A 19,419-nucleotide genomic window follows, 5' to 3' on the forward strand; every position below is an offset into this window, starting at 1 on the left:
CATAGAGCCCATTCTGCAGCGCAGTAAGGACAAGTTTCAATATGTCTTTCAAGTAAAATCCGCCTAGGATGTGTGGGGGGAGCGTCCCACAAGAGCGGAATACATTCTTGCGCTTCCCTGCAATTCATTCGCCTTACACCCTCTCAACCTGCTCTTCAACTTCAGGCTCATTGAAATAGGATTCGAGTTGAAGCTTCACACTACTCCTGGCACGAAACAATAATGATTTCACTGAGCTTACACTCTGATCTAAAATTTCTGCGATTTCTTGATAGTCCATTTGATCATATTCACGTAGGATAAGTGCAGAGCGTTGTTTTTCGGGAAGATTATTTATCGCCTCACGGACCAAATTCATCCGTTCATTGCGCAATGCAGCCTGCTCGGGTGCAACTTCAAACGGTGCTACTGGTGTATATCCACTCTCTTCCAGAGATACATTACCGGCACGGTTCTTGCGAAGCTCACTTAGCACAGTGTTGCGGGCGATAGTGTACAGCCATGTTGAGAATGAAGCATCTACCTCTCGAAAGGAATGCAAGCTACGAAATGCCTTGTAGAAGGTCTCCGAACAAAGGTCCTCTGCGATAAGCTCCATATGTGAATTTCTAAGCATATGATATACAAATGCTAGTATTTTACGTTGATAACGACGCATTAATTCTGAATATAATTCTGTGTTTCCTTGTTTGATTTGCTGGATCAACTGGGAATCCGTCATGGTGAGATTGGCCCTCCTCGCCCTTGCACGTCTTTTCCCATCCGGTCCGTACTTATTATACCGGTTTGGGCTTTAAAAGTTGCGGTGTTACTGCAAATTTTTAGTTTTTTTATGAAATACACCTATGTATATTCAACTACCCGATAATTAAGGCATGATGTATATGAAGAAGACAAAAAGAAATAAGGCATACTTCTAATTTTAAATAAATATAGAAACGAATCTAGAAACATACCTGCTCTATTGTACCACATATTCTCATAGGATGACATTAATAGACTTAAGATAGGTCCTCTCGCCAACAAGACCCGACATTGGATTTCTGACATAGATTCCGGCTTTAAAAATAACACATTTATCAATTTTTAAAAACTGTTGACAAAATGTAAACGTATACATATAATAAAAGTACAGTATGGTTTCTCTCCACTCCTATCCAATACTTAACGGTTCCAATTTATTGTGAACTGTAGCCGCTTACTTTGTAAGCGGTCTTTTTTTGTCCTGAAAGCGCTCTACCTTTTTTAGATGGTCAATATCAGATTATTTTACTATAGCGAGCGAATTAGCTTCCACAAATCCCCACAATCATCTATTACCCCGTCTGCGTCCACTTGAAGAGGTATATGCTCATTACGTTTCCAAATGCCTTGCAGCCCTGCGTTACGGCTCGCTTGTACGTCATTCATTGGATGATCAACTACAAATATAGCCTCCTCTGCGCTCACCCCATTGGTATCCTTCCTTTTTCAAAAATAAAGGATTAAACCGGGGACGGTGATAAACCTACGGGCAGGTTCGTTACATAGACGTCAGATTTTGTTTAGCTGCGTGTGTTATCCACCCTCTAATCCTAATCGTATGGAAAAGAGTCAAAATAAACAATATACTAGCTATAAAGTTATTTATTGAGGTGAATTTGAAATGGATGAAATCGATGAATCAAAACAACTGGTACTACAAATCGGCGGTGCCTTGAAAAAGTACAGAAAAGAAAAAAACATGAGCTTAGATGACTTAGCGGAATTAACAGGCGTAAGCAAACTTACTCTGGGGAATATCGAACGTGGCGAGACAAATCCAACTTTGGCGATAATATGGAAAATTTCAAAAGGCATATCTTTGCCCCTATTAGCTTTGTTCAAATCTGAAGACCCTGTTAGTCTGTATCGAGCAGGTGAAGGTCTCCGGTTTTCTAATGATCAAAAGAATTGGATCATTGAACCCGTCTTTAAAAACGTAAGCAACGATATTGAAATGTGTCGGGCTTACTTACAGCCAAATAGTTCGTATCACCCTGAAGGTCATCATGTGAATACAACTGAAATTGCGACAGTAATGACTGGTTCCATTGAAATTCGAGTCGATGGAGAAATGTACACATTGAATCAATATGATACGATCAGTTTTCGTGCAGATCGCCCTCACTCTTATACCAATCATACAAATAGCGAAACAGTGCTCCATATCTCCTTAAAATATGGTTTCTAAAAGTCGAAAATTTCACCTATAAAATGCAACTCAGTATTCCATTCTATATGGATACTCTGAGTTGTATTTTTTTTAACTAATATAAGCATTTCAAGTTATAGAACTATCTCAACAAAAGTAAACTTTGAAATACTTATTGTTAAATTAAATATATTATACTATACTTTCATTGTCCGCGCGGATATTAGTACGCATTAATTCTGGGAGGGAAAATGAAGAATGCCGAATAAAAAATTTGTAACATCATCTTTAGGGCTGCTACTACTCGGCATTATTATTATTGCCGCAAATTTACGTGCTCCCTTAACCTCGGTCGGTCCTTTAGTGGGTCTCATAAGGGGTGACGTTCATATTTCCAATACTTTAGCAGGCCTGATAACAACGGTACCTTTACTTACCTTTGCTTTAATATCGCCTCTAGTACCAAAACTAGGACGTAGGTATGGAGTAGAACTTTTAATTTTGTTTGCCCTGATCTTTTTGACTGTTGGTATTGTAATACGTTCTTTATCTGGGGCTGCAAATCTGTATATTGGAACTGCAATTCTTGGATTTGCAATTGCCGTTTGTAATGTATTAATGCCAAGTTTAATCAAACGCGATTTCCCTAATAAAATCGGTGCCATGACTGGTGTATTTGCAATTTCAATGAGTTTATCTGGAGCGATCGCCTCGGGAATCAGTGTACCGCTAGCTGCAAACGCAGGTTTAAAATGGCAGGGTGCATTGGGAATTTGGGCGATCCTAAGCTTTATATCGATCCTCTGCTGGTTGCCTCAATTAAGAAAGCATACGAAGCAAACAGCCTCGACGAGTCAACAGATGGCCGGCAATGATGTGAATGTTTGGCGTTCCCCTCTTGCCTGGCAAGTAACCTTGTTTATGGGGATGCAGTCCATGATTTTCTATGTGCTAATCGCATGGTTGCCTGAAATTTTAAAACAGCAAGGCATTGACTCAAGCCAATCAGGATGGTACCTCTCAATAATGCAGTTAGCGCTGCTTCCATTTACCTTTATTGTCCCCGTTATTGCAGGGCGAATGTCAAATCAACGTTCGTTAGTGTTCATCACAACCATTTTGCTTTTGACGGGAACGCTCGGACTGCTTTACGGAAGCTCCAATATCATTCTGTTGTGGATTATCATACTCGGAATTGGTGGAGGCTGCGCCTTTAGCTTGTCCATGATGTTTTTCGGTTTACGTACTAAAAGTGCGCATCAAGCAGCGGAACTGTCTGGTATGGCGCAATCGATCGGATATCTGCTTGCCGCAATTGGTCCTGCCCTTATAGGATATTTGCATGACACGACAAATAGTTGGAACCTGCCACTTTTCATACTGCTTGGCGCTTCGGTTTTACTCTTTATTGTCGGTCTAGGAGCAGCAAGAAATCGTTTTGTAGGTAGCCAAGCTAGTTACGACGAAGAAAATTCAAGTACCAGAGAATTTCTTGGAAGAAATACTGATCGAAATGAAGAAAGCGAGTTTGGGAACAGTTGCAACAAACCAAACCTAAATTAGAGTCTGCGGGTATAAATCCGGAAGCATTTTGCGGCACTCCTTTCTTTTCTTCGTTGATCCAATAAACATTTAGCTTGTACGAAGACGCTATCGGACACAGATGACCTTAAATGCAGCATTAATCCACATTTGGGATGCTAACGGACCCCATAGCAGCTATTGTCACGAAAAACACACAATATAAGCCTCTTCATATGAAATAGTGTCAGTGGAGTCCGAAAGACTGCTTCAAAGGCAAAAAACGAGCAAATAACGTCATTAGGGTCCGTAAGTACTAGGTGGTACTTATAGTGGTACTTATAGTGGTACTTATACTGGTACTTATAGTGATACCGATGGCGATGGCGATACCGATGATACTGACGGCGGCATGTTGAAGTAAGCAGCCAACAAACCAACAAACAAAAAAAATAGCGATTCTCTATTCACATGAGAATCGCTGTTTTGCTGTTTATTACGATTTGAAAATGAACCTGAGCGAACCTTAATACTACACGTATACCGTATAATCATGATGCTGCAACAGGATCTTCGCCCGCTCCATATCGTTCTCCTGACGGAAAGAGAGACGCATAATCCCCGGAACATCTTCACGGCTTTCGATAATTTGTACGTTGCTAAGGTTAATTCCTTGATCCCCCAGCTCTGTAGCAATACGACCGATAATCCCCGGATGATCGGGTACATCAATATGTAGGTCAAATAAAGGTGCTATCATACCTTTACGCCGTTCAGGCAATTGACTACGGAAGCCATTAGCTTCATGAAATGCCTCTTCAATCCCAACACCATCTTCACTTTCCAGCAAACGAACAAAAGAAGAAACTTCCTCGTTCCAATCCTTCAACAATCGAAGCATCACTGAACGATTGTTTAACAAGATATCACGCCAAATAATTGGATCACTGGACGCAATCCGTGTAATATCCCGAAAGCCCCCTGCAGCTAACGTACTATACAAGGAGTCAGTATCATCATAAGCTTTAATCTGATTTACCAGCGCAACCGCAATAATATGTGGCAAATGACTAATGGCACCTACAATCTCATCATGACGTTCTGGATTAAGGCGTACAATCTGCGCTCTAGTAAGGTGGAGTAAGGACTCCAACGCGTGATAAGCCTCGTCTGGCACTCCCGGTGGAGGCGTTAATACGTAATAGGCATTCTCAAACAACAGCGATGAAGCTGCCTCAACACCTGAACGCTCTGATCCTGCCATAGGGTGACCGCCGATAAAATGTACTCCAGGAATATCCAAAGAGACTGCGCATGCGGCAATACTAGCTTTCGTACTTCCAACATCTGTAATGATGCAGCCGGGCTTGAGCGGCAATTTGCTTAACTGCTGCAAATAATCCTCTAGCATACCCACCGGCACACATAAAAAAATGAAATCGGCATCGATTGCCGCTTCCTCCACAGACAATGTGGCACTATCGACCACACCTCTGCTAATATACTTACTCGCGGATTCAGGACGGTGGGCATGGCCAACGACGGTCAGGCCCTCCTTGCCTTTAAAGCAAAGGGCCAGTGAGCCTCCGATCAGACCGACACCGAATATTGCTATTTTTGTCGTCATGTTCTTTGAACTACCTGCCTTCTTTAGTCTTGACTTGCTGTTATTACTAGGCGCGTACTCCACTCTCTATAAGAGTTTGTTCCAGCGCGGTGATAAAAGCTGTATTCTGCTCAGCCGAGCCCACAGTAACCCGAATATAAGTCGGATAAACCTGATGACCCGCTCTTACGATGATTCCTTTACGCATCAAAGCATCAAAGACCTCTGCAGCAGGCTTACGAACATCTACCATAATGAAGTTACCGTGTGCCGGGAAGGATTCTAGGCCCAGGCGTTTGAATTCACCTTGCAATTGAACAATACCCGCGCTATTAAGACGACGGCATTCCTGCACATAATCTTGGTCATTCAAAGCAGCAAGAGCTGCAGCTTGAGCAATACGAGAGGTATTAAATGGCTCGCGTACCTTGTTGATCAACGAAATGATCTCAGGACTTGCAACACCGTATCCAATACGCAATGCAGCTAAGCCATAAATTTTGGAGAATGTGCGAAGCACAACCAAATTCTTGTAACGAGTCAGTAACTGGATGCCATTGGAGTATGAAAGATCTGTTACATACTCACAGTATGCCTCATCAAGGACAACCATTACATTGGAAGGCACAGCATCCAGGAAAGAAACCAAAGCTTCCTCTGGTACAATCGTACCTGTTGGGTTATTCGGATTACAGATCCAGATAACCTTAGTACGGTCTGTTATACGGGCCAGCATTCCATCCAGATCATGTGTCCCTTTTACAAGTGGCACCTCAATAGATACCGCACTTTCGATGTCTGCGTTACTCTTATACACGGAGAAGGTCTGGTCCGCCATGATGGTCTCATCACCTGGCAAGAAAAAGGCACGAGCAATAAGTGCAATAATCTCATCTGAGCCACAGCCAAAAATAATATTGTCGTTATTCACGCCAAGACGGCTGGAAAGTGCTGAAGTCAATTCAACGGCTGAGCCGTCCGGATAAAGATAAAGATTCTCAAGTTCTGCTAGAATTGCCTCTTTTGCACTCGGTGAAGCTCCATACGGGTTCTCATTGGATGCAAGCTTAATAACCTCACTTAAGCCAAGCTCCTTCTTGACTTCGTCTATAGGTTTCCCTGGTTTGTAGACAGGGAGATTAACTATATTCGGTTTTGGATTCATTGAATAGTCCTCGCTCTCCATAGTTGATTACTCCACTATACACAGGTCAGAATGACACTGTTATGGTCTTTTTAATTGTGCCACAAATTCTCGAATTTGCAACAGCCCCTCATTCCGCGTAGCAGGATGATCGAGCAGCGGAATTACTTCTTCTATTTTGCGGACAATGGCACTCCCTACTACAACACCATCGCAAATCTGAGCAAAACGGGCAACCTGTTCGCCAGTAGAGATCCCAAATCCTACAGCCACTGGCAGATCCGTAGCTTGACGAACGGAAGCAATAAAGGCTTCTACATCCGCATGGAAAGAGGATCTTTCTCCAGTCACCCCTAATGAAGATACACAATAGATAAACCCGCTCGCACCGGATACAATCTTTGCAATACGTTCGCTTGAGGTTGGTGCAACTAAAGGAATGAGGTTGACTCCAACTTCATCACTACGGCGCCGCATCTCCGCTGATTCCTCAACGGGAAGATCCGGGATAATAAGTCCACTAATTTCATGCTTGTTCAGATCAGCAAAAAACGTATCAAGACCCATTTGCAGGATAGGATTGTAATAAGAAAACAAGATAAATGGCAAACTGCTGCCGGCTTCACGAGCCTTTAACGCGGTCTCCATGCAAGTGCGCAGGTGAACTTCACCCCGCAGTGCCCGGGCAGATGCTCGCTGAATTACAGGGCCGTCTGCAAGCGGATCAGAGTAAGGTACTCCCAGCTCCAGAATATCTGCACCTGCTGTCTCCAGTTCAGTAATGATGGCAAGAGTAGTCTCCAAATCTGGATCTCCAACAGTCAGAAAAGGAATCAATGCGGTCCGGTTCTCAGCTTTAAGCTTCCGGAATACCAAATCCATCCGGTTTGTAGTTTGGGTTGTCATTCAGTTCCCTTCCCTTCTGTATACGCCATAATGGATTCTACATCTTTGTCTCCCCGGCCTGACAGGCAGATGACAACAATATCATCCTTAGTAAGGGTTGGACCCATTTTTACAACATGTGCTATCGCATGCGCCGATTCTAACGCTGGAATAATGCCTTCCGTTACGCATAGCAGCTTCAATGCATCTAGCGCCTCTGCATCTGTAATCGGTACATATTTTGCGCGTTCGATATCTTTTAGATAGGAGTGTTCAGGACCCACACCAGGATAATCCAGGCCTGCGGAGATGGAATGTGCTTCTGTTACTTGTCCATGCTCATCCTGCAGGAGATAACTCATCGAACCCTGGAATACGCCATGAGTTCCTTTACTCATTGTTGCCGCATGAAAAGGGGTATCAATGCCTTTACCAGCCGCCTCTACACCAATCATACCGACACTTTCATCCTCAACGAATGGATAGAACATACCGATGGCATTACTGCCACCGCCTACAGCAGCTACGAGCAGATCCGGCAGCCTTCCTTCAGCCTCCAGAATCTGGCGCCGTGTTTCATCCCCAATAACCCGCTGAAAGTTACGGACCATCATCGGATAAGGATGCGGTCCTACAGCTGAACCCAATATATAGAAGGTATCGTCTACATTGCTAACCCAGTAGCGAAGCGCTTCGTTGCCGGCATCTTTTAAAGTGCGCGATCCGGAAGTAACGGGAATCACTTCTGCACCAAGCAGCTTCATCCGGAATACATTAAGGGCCTGGCGGCGCGTATCCTCTTCCCCCATAAACACCTTACATTCCATACCTAGCAGAGCTGCAACTGTAGCTGTGGCTACACCATGTTGACCCGCGCCAGTCTCAGCGATTACCTTCGTTTTTCCCATCATTTTGGCCAAAATCCCTTGACCAATCGCGTTGTTAATCTTATGGGCACCTGTATGATTCAAATCTTCACGCTTCAAATATATTTTAGCTTCTCCCAGATGTTTGCTCAGACGTTCCGCATAATACAGCGGGGTCTCCCGTCCGGAATACTGCTTTAATAGATAATCTATTTCTTCCTGAAAAGCTGGATCTGCCGAAAACTTACGGTAGGCCTCCTCCAACTCAATCAATGCATTCATCAAAGTCTCGGGCACGAAGCGGCCTCCGAATGAACCGAAACGTCCATGCTGGTCCGGTACTTGTATCATGATTGCTTCACCCTTTCCACAAAAGCTGTCATTTTTTGAATATCCTTAATGCCGTCAGTCTCTACTCCACTCGATACGTCTACCCCATACGGGACATAGGTATCAAGCAATTCACCAACATTATCTGAATGAAGCCCTCCAGCCACAAACAAGGGCAAGCCATGTCGTACTGCAATTTCTTGGTACTCAGGTAATTTGTTCCATGCGAAGGTTCGGCCAGAGCCGCCGCTCTGCAATGGATCATAAGTATCTAATAAAACCGCATCTACTGCAGCTGCGTAATCTTCCAAGGTATATTCATTTTCAGCTTTATCCCGCTCTTGATCAGCAACGGACAGTGCCTTCCATACCTGAACCTGTGGATAAGCTTGGCGAACCTGCTGGCAAAAAGCCGGGCTCTCCTGTCCATGGAGCTGAATTACATCTAAATGCACCACAGACAACAATTCGTTCAACTCATCCAGCTCCGGATTAACAAAAACTCCTGCAGCCTTAGGAATTTCACCAGTCTTCCAATTTGGAAGTTCTGCAATCAGTTCGGCAGCACGCTCTATGGATACCTTCCGGCGGCTAGGTGCAAAAACAAATCCGATATAATCTAGTGGTAAGTGTAACATAGATTTTAGCACTTCAACGTCCTGAAGTCCACAGATTTTTACTAATGTCTCAGCCATGCCGGACACGGTCCTTTCCGTTAGGAAGCTCACCGAGCAAACCGTTAACCGCATCCTCTACGTTAGCTTGACGCATTAGATACTCCCCAACGAGCACTCCGTGAGCACCAGTAGTTCTTAGGTAGCCGATGTCTTTTGACCCGGAAATTCCACTTTCGCTGATCACTGGAACACCTTGCGGCACAAGAGCTGCCAGCTCGGCTGTTGTCTCCAAAGAGGTCTCGAAGGTACGTAGATTACGGTTATTAATTCCTAGCAGGACGTTAGGTTGGGTTATCTTTTCTGTGCTCAGTACAACCGCCAGTTCATTTCGGTCATGCACCTCAATCAAGATATCCAATCCAAGCCCTGAAGCTATATCTATAAAATGAGACAGTTGTGCCGGTGTCAAAATAGCGACGATCAACAACACGGCATCCGCTCCGAGAAGACGTGCTTCGTAGATTTGCTTCTCATCGATAATAAAATCTTTGCGAAGCAGCGGCAGATTTACAGCTTCCTTCACTTGCTGCAGATAAGCTGCGCTGCCCTGGAAATATTCTGTGTCCGTCAGAACAGATAAACAATCAGCGCCTCCAGCTTCATATCCTTTTGCAATGGAAACAGGATCAAAATCTTCACGGATCAACCCTTTGGAAGGAGAAGCCTTCTTCACCTCAGCGATCAAGCCCATATCTCTGTTCTTCCCTTGGGTCAGAGCCTTACGAAAGCCTCTTGTTGCCGGAAGAAGCGCAATATCACGCTCTGCTTGTGCCAACGAAAAGTTTTTACTGAGCAATTCAACCTCTTTAATCTTAGTCGCGACAATTTTATCAAGATACATAATTAAGTTCCTCCGTCATAGCTACAAGCTGATTAAGCTTGGATAATGCCTTGCCTGAATCCACTACATCTTTTGCTCTCTCTACGCCTCCGGCCATGGTATCTGCCAGACCAGCAACATATATACAGGCTCCGGCGTTAGCAAGAACGATATCGCGATAAGGATTAATCTGCCCTTGAAGGACCGAGGTAATAATCGCTGCATTTTCAGCTGCATCTCCACCCAGCACAGCTTCCAGTGGATGTCTGTTAAGACCTAATGCCTCTGGCGTTACCTCATACGTGGTTACGGTGCCCTCTTTTAGCTCAGACACTAATGTAGGGGCCGAGATGCTGATTTCATCCAGACCATCCAAGCTGCTGACAACCATCGCACGCTTGGACCCCAGCTCCTTCAGTACATTAGCCACCGTCTCTGTCTTATTCCGATCATAAATCCCCAGCAGCTGACGGTCAGCACCCGCGGGATTCGTAAGCGGACCAAGCATATTAAAAATCGTCCGCACTCCAAGCTCTTTACGCGGTGCCGCCGCATGCCGCATCGAAGGATGATAGATTTGCGCGAATAAAAAACAAATGCCGATTCGATCCAAGCATTCCCGAGCCTGATCCGCATTCAGATGAATGTTGACGCCCAAAGCTTCAAGTACATCTGCACTTCCTGCTCTACCGGAAGCTGAGCGGTTGCCATGTTTGGCAACTCGTACAGAAGCCGCTGATGAAATAATCGCTGAGGCGGTAGAAATATTAAACTTATGGATGCCGGAACCGCCCGTACCACATGTATCTAGCAGACGCGCTTTTTCAGTAAGGACAGGTGTGCCGAAACCTCTCATGGCTTCCGCAAACCCCGTAATTTCCTCCACGGTCTCTCCCTTAATCCGTAAAGCGGTCAGCAGTGATCCGATTTGCGCCTGAGAAGCCTCTCCCAGCATGATTGCACCCATTATATCCCGTGCTTCTCCACGTGTCAGACTTTTGCCTTCGATTAGTCCAGCGATTCCTGATTGTATCAATTTTGTTGCATCCATAATGTTCATCCTCCCAGCCTTAATGTAATCTTTTATATTAATCAAACCACCTGTTCAGGGGTATATGTGTACATGTAATCTTGATTGATGACTTGTTTCTCTTTTATCTCGGGTGGGAACATAGCCTCTGCCATACGAATAGCTTTTAGCATGCCCTTCGCTTTATTCACCGTCTCTTCATACTCTTTCTCCGGAACCGAGTCCCAAACGATACCCGCCCCAGCCTGCACATATGCTCTGCCCTTACGGAAGATAATTGTACGGATGGTGATACAAGAATCCATATTTCCCGAGAATCCCAAATATCCAATCGCCCCCGCATAAGCACCACGGGCTTCTCGCTCCAATTCAGCAATAATCTCCATTGCCCGTAGCTTAGGTGCTCCTGAGACAGTACCGGCTGGCAGACAGGAGAGAAAGGCATCAAAGAAATCTTTATCCTCGCTAAGCGTGCCTGACACATTCGATACCATATGCATGACATGAGAGTATCTTTCAATTTCCATAAAGGAATCGCATTTTACAGAACCGAATTTGGACACTCTTCCTAGATCATTACGACCTAGATCAACTAGCATCAAATGCTCTGCACGTTCTTTTTCATCCTCCAGCAGCTCCGCGGCGTAAGCACGATCCGAAGCTTCACTTTCACCTCTTGGTCTTGTTCCGGCAATCGGCCGTGTCTCCACACGGTTTCCATCTACCTTTACGAGCGCTTCCGGTGAGGTTCCAACAATAATCTCTTCATCCATTTTCAAATAATACATATATGGAGATGGGTTAAGCGTCCTGAGCATCCGGTATACATGCAGTGGAGAAACCTCCGTTTCAATATGCAGGCGCTGCGACAACACCACTTGAAAAATATCGCCAGCCCGAATGTATTCCTTCGCTTGTTCTACGTTGTTGATATATTGTTCTTTAGTCAGGTTGGAATGAATCTCACCCAGCTCAATATCCTGCGGAATGCTGCGGCGGTTCACATTTTCCTTTGGCCCTTCCTTTTGCAGCTCTTCGGCCATATCCTCAAGCTTACGACTTAAGCTTTCGTAATTGGATTTGATATCTGAGTCCGTATCACCGTCTTTAACATGCAGGTTGCCAACTAGGAGAATTTGTTGTTTCACATGATCAAAAACAATGATGCGATCACAGAACATAAACCGGATATCATCCATTTGGAGATCATCTACTGGATGCTCAGGCAGCTTCTCATAATATTGCAGCAGATCATATCCAAAAAATCCGATAGCTCCTCCAGTAAATGGCGGCATCTCATCCAGCTTAGGGCTACGGTATGAACGAAGCAGTGCTTTAAGCTCCTCAATCGGCTTTCCATGCAGCTGTTTTTTCTTACCGTCGATCTCTACGTTAATTGCACCCTTTTTTCCCGATATCATTAAAAAGGGATCGCTGCCGATGAACGAGTACCGGGCCCATTGTTTGCCGCCCTCTACACTTTCTAGTAAGAACGCGCGGTCACGTTCAGCAAAACGTTGGAATAACCGGATAGGTGTTTCCATATCAGCCAGCAGCCGCTTCACAACAGGAATCAGATTATAATCCTGCGACAGCTTTACCACCTCTTGAACACTCGGATTCGTCATTTTTAGATGCCCCCTTAGTTATATAAATCTTTCCGAAAAACAGAAAAACCCTCTACCAAAGTAGAGGGTTTGTGTAAGTAAGTATATGTTTTTGAGCAATGATCAGCATCGTTATGTTGTGCCTACAGACTTATCTCTAAATAAGATACATCACGGATGTGAAATAACACTCCAGTACATATCAAAATAAAGACTCTGCGTACACAAAAACTGCTAATCAGGCATAAACGTCTTCAGCGTCCTTATAAGGACGGTAAGCGTATATGCGTGAAATATAAGAATGTATAGAACAAAGCTTATACTTTCTTATATTCGCAAAAATTTCTTGCACTCTGCTCAACTATACTCATCTCAACTCAACTAAACTCTTCTATACTCGGCTAATTACACTATACATGATGACAAGGGTCATTGACAACCCACAACTCAAATTTAAGACTTACTCTGCGACAAATCCGGACGAAGCTTCTGAGCTTCATTCAGATATACATGGCGGATCTCACGCTGTGATTTATCCGTATTAAACTGCACCATTAACCGGATACACATCGGCAGACTGCCTTTAACAGGGATCTCCGTTGAACACATAAGTGGCACCATTTCCCAGCCCTCAATCTCACGAATGGCTCTTGCCGGAAAAGTAGCATCCAGATCATTGGTCATCGTAATCCATACATTGCTAATATCCTCAGCTATAACATCATTACGTTCTACGATCTCCCGCAGCAGCACAACGGTTTCACGCAAAATCTCTGTTTCTTCGTTATTAATCACGGTAGTTGCTCCGCGAATCCCTCGATTTACCACGGTTTCCCCTCCTTTTTAAGCTCTGCGAGAACCTCTCGCACAAGCGATTCCTGTACATCGTTTACAATGCTTACGGCTCCTATGGCATCAGGCACAATAAAAGTCATTCTGCCTTCTTTGAATTTCTTATCATGCATCATTGCTTCCATTAGCTCCTCTTCATCATATTCAGAAGGAAGCTGTATAGGCAATGAAAGTGCAGATAACATAGATACTGTATCCTCATAAATGGATCGATCATGTCCAAGCTTTACAGCCAGCAGCGCCGAACCCGCCATACCAATCGCAATCGCTTCACCGTGCAAAAATACGCCATATCCGCCAACCGCTTCAATAGCATGTCCGATCGTATGTCCTAAATTCAGAATCGCCCGAAGTCCATGCTCACGTTCATCGTTCGCTACGACATGAGCCTTGATTGCACAACCGCGCTCAAGGGCATAGCCGAGTGCTTCAGCATTCAGAGCAAGCAGCTCATCAGCATGTTCACGGCACCAATATGCGAATTCTTTGTCCATAATCAGACCATGCTTCACTACTTCAGCCAGGCCAGAAGAGACTTGGCGTGGCGGAAGCGTGCGAAGGGTATCCAAATCGTAAAGCACCAGCGAAGGTTGATAGAACGCACCAACCATATTTTTGGCTAGTGGATGATTGACAGCCACTTTGCCGCCTACGCTGCTGTCATGGGCTAGAATCGTCGTTGGAATTTGTAGAAATCCTATTCCGCGCATGTAGGTAGCTGCTACAAAACCAGCTAAATCACCAACAACCCCGCCACCTAAAGCCAACACCGCTGAGTTGCGATCCAGTCCCGCTTGAATCGCGGTCGTCATAACCTCTTCATACACGGTTAATGATTTGGATGCTTCCCCTGCCGGCATAATGTGGCTGACTACGGTATAGCCTTGCTGACGTAGAGCTTCTTCAAGCGACGGTAAATACAGTGGAGCTACTTCACTATCACTCACAACCAGTATTGGGCTGCGAGTGGACAGTCCAGCCTCAGCACAGTACTGGCCAATGTTCTGCAGCAGACCACTACCGATGTGAATTGGATAAGAACGATCTCCTAAATCTACATTGATCGTACGCATGATTAATAACTCTCCAATTGTGCAAGATAGTTTTCATAGTTCGCTTTAATTTCTTCGAGAGAATCCCCGCCGAATTTATCAAGAAAAGCTTTGGCAACTTCCCATGCCACTACGCTTTCCAGAACCACACATGCCGCTGGAACTGCACATGCATCCGAACGTTCTACTTGAGCTGTAAAAGGTTCTTTCGTATCGATATCTACACTTTGAAGTGGCTTATACAAGGTAGGAATAGGCTTCATAACACCACGAACCACTATCGGCATACCATTCGTCATCCCGCCTTCAAAACCGCCTAAACGATTGCTTGCGCGATAGTATCCTTTAGAAGCTTCATACATAATTTCATCATGGACTTGCGATCCACGCAATTTACCTGCTTCAAACCCAATGCCGATTTCAACGCCTTTGAAGGCATTAATCGACATCACTGCCCCAGCGATCGCCCCGTCCAGCTTCCGGTCTGACTGTACATAGCTGCCAAGTCCGATGGGCAGTCCTTCGACGATACATTCAACGATTCCACCGATGGAGTCGCCCTCTTCCTTGATTTGATCTATGTAAGCCTCCATTTTCTGTTCCGTTTCTTTGTCGACAACTCTGACAGAGGACTGTTCTGTGCGTTCAATCAGCTCATCGATAGGCAGATCATTAGCAGGTGCCTCAATTTCACCAATACGAATGACTTGACCTGCTACTTTCACACCAAAAGCTGCCAGCAGCTGTCTGGCTACAGCGCCACATGCAACTCTGGCTGCTGTTTCGCGGGCACTGGAGCGCTCCAGAACATTGCGAAGATCCGTATGATTGTACTTCAATCCACCATTCAAATCTGCATGTCCAGGACGCGGCCGATTTACCCGGCGTTTTTCTTCATCACTGCCTGGAATAGGTTCAATATTCATTATGTTCTTCCAGTGAGTCCAATCCTTGTTCTCTACTACCAAGGCTACCGGAGCACCTGTAGTATAGCCGTGACGTACTCCACCGACTATTTGTGCCGTATCTTTCTCAATCTGCATGCGGCGTCCACGTCCGTATCCCTTTTGTCGACGATGCAATTGAAAGTTAAGCTCTTCAAAATCCAAAGTTAAATTACTTGGCAATCCCTCAATAATAGCCGTTAGCTGGGGGCCGTGCGTTTCCCCCGCTGTTAAATAGCGTAAACTCATGATGTCTTCCCCCTTTTATACTTTTAAACTGTAAACCGCTAAAATCCTATGATCTTTGCTCATTATAGTATAGGGAATCCGCTTTGACAAGAAAGGGCTCTCCCTAGAAACACTCTATGTATATCGAAATAAAAAGCGCCATCCATACCCTTAAGAGTATGAATGGCGCTCCTCGGCTGGGTCCTCAGCTTGTTAGCTGCCGAGCCGCTGACTTGGTGGAGGGAATGTAGACTTACGCTCTTCCAGCTGCAGAAGGCGCTCCAATTGCATTTCTTCCACACCGAGAATTTGCCCGCACTCACGAACGGTGATAAAGCCTCGTTTGTACGCGGCAATGACCTTGCTTTTGTCCATCGGTTTAACTTTCCTTTCACTTAGCGTACAGATTCTACTATCCAGTATCACTGAACTTTTGCGAAAGTATACCTTTGAAGTTAATGGCGAAGGAGCAAAAAATATTTATTTTTTACGATAGAAAAAAGTTTCCGTCGATTCAAAACCGTATTGAGCCGGTGTAAAGATTTGCTCTGTGCTGCCCACAAACAAATAACCACCCGGACGTAAGCTAGCCGAAAACTTATGATAGAGCTTGTTCTTCGCCTCTTCAGTAAAATAGATCATTACATTGCGACAAATAATAAGATCAAAACCTTCGTCGAACTTGTCCAAGAGCAGATTCTGTTTGCGGAAATCTATGTTTTTCTTAAGTGAATCGCTGACCTTGAAAACAGGGCCTTCCGGTGTAAAGTAACGTGCTGCCACGTCTTTCGGCACATCCTTTAAAGAACGTTCCAAATAAAGACCTTGCTTTGCTTTGGATAAAGCGCCATCATCAATGTCAGTGGCAAGAATGCCTGTCTGCGCCAATATATTCTTGTCCGACAAAATCATAGCCAGCGTGTAAGGCTCTTCGCCAGTGGAACACGCCGCGCTCCACAGCTTTAATTTGCGGCCTGACTGCTGGAGGTCAGGAAGGATAATATCCCGCAAAACTTCCCAGCGATTCGGATTCCGCCAGAACTCAGAGACATTGATCGTCATTCGATCTAAAAATTCATAAAATAAGTCCTTATTTTTCATCATCGCTGCAAAAAAATCACTGAAGGTATGATACCCATTCTTCATCCGAAGAGTCGTCAAACGCCGCTTCATCTGCGCTTCTTTATATTGAGCCAGATCAATTCCGGTGCTTTGTTTAACGTTGTGAATAAATCCGCTATAATCCGGATCTGTTGTTAATGCTGCAACATTACGATCAGACATGTTAATCCCCTGCCTCCCACCTGGACCTTACATCCAGACTGCGATGTCTTTGTTATACTGATTCAGTTCATCTGGAGCAAAGAAATTAGCAATTTCCCGTTCTGCACTTTCAGGCGAGTCTGATCCATGAATTAGATTAAGTGGTGTATGGCTGGCAAAGTCGCCACGAATCGTGCCTGGCAGAGCTTCTCCAACTTTTGTCTTGCCTATGAGTGTCCGGGATAACGTAACAACATCATCGCCTTCCCATACCATTGCAAACACTGGACCTGAAGTGATGAAAGAGACCAGCTCCGAAAAAAAGTCTTTGCCTGCATGCTCAGCATAATGTCTTTTCGCTTGATCCTCACTAACTGTAATCAGCTTAGCAGCGACCAATTTAAACCCCTTATCCTCAAAGCGGGTAACAATACGCCCTATTAATCCACGTTGAACTCCATCAGGCTTGACCATCAGATACGTCTTTTCCATAGAAGCACTCTCCATTTTCCCATTTGAAGGGTTGTTTTGACGCTATCTTAACAGAAACATTGCTTTCTGGAAACGTTTAATTTCAATCTCACCAGAAGATCAATAACTTCTTCCTGTTATAAAATAAGCAATATCACGCAGATTGCGCTTAGTCTTATTATTAGGCAATTGTTCCAGCGCCGCCAGCGCCTTGTCAATATAACGTGAAGCGAGCTCCTCAGAGCGGGCGATTCCGTCTCCGGAAAGTATAAGATCAATCGCACGTCCTACCGTGCTATGGCCCTCACGTATAGACTTCAGTTCCTCAAGCAATGACTCGCGCAGCCGCTCATCCTCAAGACTATAAATCACTGGAAGTGTAATGTTTCCTTGACGCATATCACTACCCGGAGGTTTACCGATCTGTTTCTCTGTGCCTGAGAGATCCAGTAAATCATCACGAATCTGGAACGCCATACCCACGTTATATCCATAATTATAAAGCAGGCGAGCTACTTCTGGATCTGCCTCAGCAGCAAGTGCGCCGAGTTGGCAGCTAACTGCAATCAGCAGGGCTGTTTTGCGGCGGATACGCCGTAGATAATGACGTACACTTTGCTCACTGTTGAAAAAGTCACGAATCTGCTCCATCTCTCCGATCGACATTTCGATCATCGCCTTAGACAGAATTTGATGAATTCGTGGATTCTTCAGCTCCGTAGTCATTACCAGCGCTTTTGCATATATGTAGTCACCAGTGTACATGGCAATTTTATCGCCCCATTTTGCTTTTACGGTGAGTTCACCACGGCGCAATTCTGCATCGTCGATCACATCATCATGGACCAGTGAAGCGCTATGGATCAACTCTAACGGTATCGCCACCCGTTTCAGCTTTTCCAGATCATACTTACCGAATTTCCCGCCCATCAGGACAAATACGGGACGTAATCTTTTGCCGCCTGCCTTTAATAAATGCAGGGAGGTTTCTGTAAGCAGATCGTCATCCCCCTGTACACTACGGTACAGCTCTTTTTCAATCTGATCCATATCTCTGTTCAGTAATCCGAATATTTGCAGTCGTTTCATTCTTTCACCCGTGTCAACAGTTTATGGCTCCAAATCTCCATCTTCACTTCCTGCGGCAGCAGGCCCATCTCATAGGCATAGCGGAAATAGAGGTTCAAACCTTGCTGCTGCCTTTCTCCAAAATCATAACATAAATTGCGGAAGTACCCTTCCCAATAAGACTTTGTTCCTCCAATGTTAGAACAAGCTGCTTGTACAATAGGATCTAAATCTCTCAATCCCCGCATTTTACTCTCGGCAAAAGCCTCTGCAATCTCAGAAATAGCCTCCGGTTTGTCCTCAGCAGCCTTTCGGTTCACTGCCCAGACCGCAAAGGTCATCCCTAAGCCCGTCCATTCCTTCCAAACCTCAGCTAGATCAGTAACGATATAACCTTGATCCTGCCATGAGGCTTTAATAGCATTATCACCAATTAATAAGCAGGCATCCGCTTCATGCATCATGGCATCCAAATCAGGATTAGCGCTAATATATTCCGGTTTATTGCCAAAAGCTTTTTCCATTAAAATTTTCAGCAAATTTACCGAGGTTGCAGAAGTATTCGTAACAGCAATCTTACCGCTACCAATCTGAGCAAATGGCACCCTGGAAAAAAGGAATATTGATCTCACAGGACCGTCCGCGCTAACCGATAAATCAGGTAGTAGTAATAATTTGTCACTGGCCTCAGCATAAGCAAAAGAGGATAAAGCACCTACATGAATAGTTCCACGGCTCATCCCCTGATTAAGAATGGCAGGTACCTCACTCACCATCTCTGCAGGATATTTTAATGCAGAGGGATGAAAATTGTGAAATACCGGCCATGAGTTGGTATAGCTGATTTTGCCGATGATGGTGTGGCTGTTATTGTCCATCCTT

The 19,419-nt window shown here is 44.8% G+C and carries 20 protein-coding genes; 2 read left to right on the forward strand and 18 right to left on the reverse strand.

The window, feature by feature from the left end:
- Positions 1-133: 133 nt before the first annotated feature.
- Together NSQ50_RS20495 and NSQ50_RS20500 are read right to left on the reverse strand one after the other, a co-directional pair.
- Positions 134-721, reverse strand: a complete 588-nt coding sequence (locus tag NSQ50_RS20495) for an RNA polymerase sigma factor (RefSeq protein ID WP_036676255.1) — start codon at positions 719-721, stop codon at positions 134-136.
- A gap of 551 nt (positions 722-1,272) precedes the next feature.
- The gene (locus NSQ50_RS20500; protein WP_179087736.1) at positions 1,273-1,449 is read right to left on the reverse strand and encodes a hypothetical protein; all 177 of its coding nucleotides are present in this window, start codon (positions 1,447-1,449) and stop codon (positions 1,273-1,275) included.
- Positions 1,450-1,645: 196 nt separating this feature from the next.
- Here NSQ50_RS20500 and NSQ50_RS20505 point away from each other — a divergent pair, with 196 nt between their 5' ends.
- A complete protein-coding gene (locus NSQ50_RS20505) occupies positions 1,646-2,212 on the forward strand; it encodes a helix-turn-helix domain-containing protein (protein ID WP_038572428.1) in 567 nt (188 codons plus the stop codon).
- A 219-nt stretch (positions 2,213-2,431) separates the two neighbouring features.
- Positions 2,432-3,736 carry a CynX/NimT family MFS transporter gene (locus tag NSQ50_RS20510; RefSeq protein ID WP_081386863.1) on the forward strand — a complete coding sequence of 435 codons (1,305 nt, stop codon included), beginning with the start codon at positions 2,432-2,434 and terminating at the stop codon, positions 3,734-3,736.
- A gap of 490 nt (positions 3,737-4,226) precedes the next feature.
- Here the strand turns inward: NSQ50_RS20510 and NSQ50_RS20515 are convergent, their stop codons facing one another.
- The 16 genes from NSQ50_RS20515 to NSQ50_RS20590 all read right to left on the reverse strand — a co-directional run bounded on the left by NSQ50_RS20515 (position 4,227) and on the right by NSQ50_RS20590 (position 19,415).
- On the reverse strand, positions 4,227-5,321 hold the full coding sequence (locus NSQ50_RS20515; protein WP_036676253.1) for a prephenate dehydrogenase: 1,095 nt from the start codon (positions 5,319-5,321) through the stop codon (positions 4,227-4,229).
- Positions 5,322-5,367: 46 nt separating this feature from the next.
- A complete protein-coding gene (gene hisC / locus NSQ50_RS20520) occupies positions 5,368-6,465 on the reverse strand; it encodes a histidinol-phosphate transaminase (RefSeq protein ID WP_076223090.1) in 1,098 nt (365 codons plus the stop codon).
- Between the two features lie 60 nt (positions 6,466-6,525).
- Positions 6,526-7,350, reverse strand: a complete 825-nt coding sequence (trpA, locus tag NSQ50_RS20525) for a tryptophan synthase subunit alpha (protein WP_076101465.1) — start codon at positions 7,348-7,350, stop codon at positions 6,526-6,528.
- Positions 7,347-8,546: a tryptophan synthase subunit beta gene (gene trpB, locus NSQ50_RS20530; RefSeq protein WP_036676250.1), complete on the reverse strand. Its 1,200-nt coding sequence runs from the start codon at positions 8,544-8,546 to the stop codon at positions 7,347-7,349. Before trpB ends, trpA begins: the two co-directional genes overlap by 4 nt.
- Positions 8,543-9,220 (reverse strand): phosphoribosylanthranilate isomerase, encoded by a 678-nt coding sequence (locus tag NSQ50_RS20535; RefSeq protein WP_036676248.1) that lies wholly within the window; start codon positions 9,218-9,220, stop codon positions 8,543-8,545. Before NSQ50_RS20535 ends, trpB begins: the two co-directional genes overlap by 4 nt.
- On the reverse strand, positions 9,213-10,043 hold the full coding sequence (trpC, locus tag NSQ50_RS20540) for an indole-3-glycerol phosphate synthase TrpC (protein ID WP_036676246.1): 831 nt from the start codon (positions 10,041-10,043) through the stop codon (positions 9,213-9,215). The genes NSQ50_RS20535 and trpC overlap by 8 nt, the downstream gene beginning before the upstream one ends.
- Entirely contained in the window at positions 10,033-11,073 is a 1,041-nt protein-coding gene (gene trpD, locus NSQ50_RS20545; protein ID WP_179087735.1) for an anthranilate phosphoribosyltransferase, read from the reverse strand. The genes trpC and trpD overlap by 11 nt, the downstream gene beginning before the upstream one ends.
- A 41-nt stretch (positions 11,074-11,114) precedes the next feature.
- The gene (trpE, locus tag NSQ50_RS20550) at positions 11,115-12,680 is read right to left on the reverse strand and encodes an anthranilate synthase component I (RefSeq protein WP_036676243.1); all 1,566 of its coding nucleotides are present in this window, start codon (positions 12,678-12,680) and stop codon (positions 11,115-11,117) included.
- Between the two features lie 432 nt (positions 12,681-13,112).
- Entirely contained in the window at positions 13,113-13,487 is a 375-nt protein-coding gene (aroH, locus tag NSQ50_RS20555; RefSeq protein WP_036676241.1) for a chorismate mutase, read from the reverse strand.
- Positions 13,481-14,584 carry a 3-dehydroquinate synthase gene (aroB, locus tag NSQ50_RS20560; RefSeq protein WP_036676240.1) on the reverse strand — a complete coding sequence of 368 codons (1,104 nt, stop codon included), beginning with the start codon at positions 14,582-14,584 and terminating at the stop codon, positions 13,481-13,483. Before aroB ends, aroH begins: the two co-directional genes overlap by 7 nt.
- A gap of 2 nt (positions 14,585-14,586) precedes the next feature.
- Positions 14,587-15,756 carry a chorismate synthase gene (gene aroC / locus NSQ50_RS20565; protein WP_036676238.1) on the reverse strand — a complete coding sequence of 390 codons (1,170 nt, stop codon included), beginning with the start codon at positions 15,754-15,756 and terminating at the stop codon, positions 14,587-14,589.
- A 192-nt stretch (positions 15,757-15,948) separates the two neighbouring features.
- Positions 15,949-16,161 (reverse strand): hypothetical protein, encoded by a 213-nt coding sequence (locus NSQ50_RS20570; protein ID WP_143760465.1) that lies wholly within the window; start codon positions 16,159-16,161, stop codon positions 15,949-15,951.
- Between the two features lie 54 nt (positions 16,162-16,215).
- On the reverse strand, positions 16,216-17,019 hold the full coding sequence (locus tag NSQ50_RS20575; protein ID WP_036676236.1) for a CheR family methyltransferase: 804 nt from the start codon (positions 17,017-17,019) through the stop codon (positions 16,216-16,218).
- A gap of 27 nt (positions 17,020-17,046) precedes the next feature.
- Positions 17,047-17,490: a nucleoside-diphosphate kinase gene (ndk, locus tag NSQ50_RS20580; protein WP_036676234.1), complete on the reverse strand. Its 444-nt coding sequence runs from the start codon at positions 17,488-17,490 to the stop codon at positions 17,047-17,049.
- Positions 17,491-17,589: 99 nt separating this feature from the next.
- Entirely contained in the window at positions 17,590-18,558 is a 969-nt protein-coding gene (locus tag NSQ50_RS20585) for a polyprenyl synthetase family protein (RefSeq protein ID WP_036676233.1), read from the reverse strand.
- The gene (locus tag NSQ50_RS20590; RefSeq protein WP_076101474.1) at positions 18,555-19,415 is read right to left on the reverse strand and encodes a menaquinone biosynthetic enzyme MqnA/MqnD family protein; all 861 of its coding nucleotides are present in this window, start codon (positions 19,413-19,415) and stop codon (positions 18,555-18,557) included. Before NSQ50_RS20590 ends, NSQ50_RS20585 begins: the two co-directional genes overlap by 4 nt.
- Positions 19,416-19,419 lie beyond the last annotated feature (4 nt).

This window comes from Paenibacillus sp. FSL R10-2788, assembly GCF_038003885.1.
Lineage (GTDB): Bacteria > Bacillota > Bacilli > Paenibacillales > Paenibacillaceae > Paenibacillus_AQ > Paenibacillus_AQ odorifer.

Excerpts from the sequence above, each read along its gene's own strand:
- aroC (WP_036676238.1), bottom strand. The coding sequence starts at position 15,756 with ATGAGTTTACGCTATTTAACAGCGGGGGAAACGCACGGCCCCCAGCTA.
- NSQ50_RS20535 (WP_036676248.1), bottom strand. The coding sequence starts at position 9,220 with ATGGCTGAGACATTAGTAAAAATCTGTGGACTTCAGGACGTTGAAGTG.
- aroB (WP_036676240.1), bottom strand. The coding sequence starts at position 14,584 with ATGCGTACGATCAATGTAGATTTAGGAGATCGTTCTTATCCAATTCAC.
- NSQ50_RS20590 (WP_076101474.1), bottom strand. The coding sequence starts at position 19,415 with ATGGACAATAACAGCCACACCATCATCGGCAAAATCAGCTATACCAAC.
- trpE (WP_036676243.1), bottom strand. The coding sequence starts at position 12,680 with ATGACGAATCCGAGTGTTCAAGAGGTGGTAAAGCTGTCGCAGGATTAT.
- trpD (WP_179087735.1), bottom strand. The coding sequence starts at position 11,073 with ATGGATGCAACAAAATTGATACAATCAGGAATCGCTGGACTAATCGAA.
- NSQ50_RS20495 (WP_036676255.1), bottom strand. The coding sequence starts at position 721 with ATGACGGATTCCCAGTTGATCCAGCAAATCAAACAAGGAAACACAGAA.
- hisC (WP_076223090.1), bottom strand. The coding sequence starts at position 6,465 with ATGAATCCAAAACCGAATATAGTTAATCTCCCTGTCTACAAACCAGGG.
- NSQ50_RS20505 (WP_038572428.1), top strand. The coding sequence starts at position 1,646 with ATGGATGAAATCGATGAATCAAAACAACTGGTACTACAAATCGGCGGT.
- trpA (WP_076101465.1), bottom strand. The coding sequence starts at position 7,350 with ATGACAACCCAAACTACAAACCGGATGGATTTGGTATTCCGGAAGCTT.
- trpB (WP_036676250.1), bottom strand. The coding sequence starts at position 8,546 with ATGATACAAGTACCGGACCAGCATGGACGTTTCGGTTCATTCGGAGGC.
- ndk (WP_036676234.1), bottom strand. The coding sequence starts at position 17,490 with ATGGAAAAGACGTATCTGATGGTCAAGCCTGATGGAGTTCAACGTGGA.
- NSQ50_RS20515 (WP_036676253.1), bottom strand. The coding sequence starts at position 5,321 with ATGACGACAAAAATAGCAATATTCGGTGTCGGTCTGATCGGAGGCTCA.
- NSQ50_RS20575 (WP_036676236.1), bottom strand. The coding sequence starts at position 17,019 with ATGTCTGATCGTAATGTTGCAGCATTAACAACAGATCCGGATTATAGC.
- NSQ50_RS20585 (WP_036676233.1), bottom strand. The coding sequence starts at position 18,558 with ATGAAACGACTGCAAATATTCGGATTACTGAACAGAGATATGGATCAG.
- trpC (WP_036676246.1), bottom strand. The coding sequence starts at position 10,043 with ATGTATCTTGATAAAATTGTCGCGACTAAGATTAAAGAGGTTGAATTG.
- NSQ50_RS20510 (WP_081386863.1), top strand. The coding sequence starts at position 2,432 with ATGCCGAATAAAAAATTTGTAACATCATCTTTAGGGCTGCTACTACTC.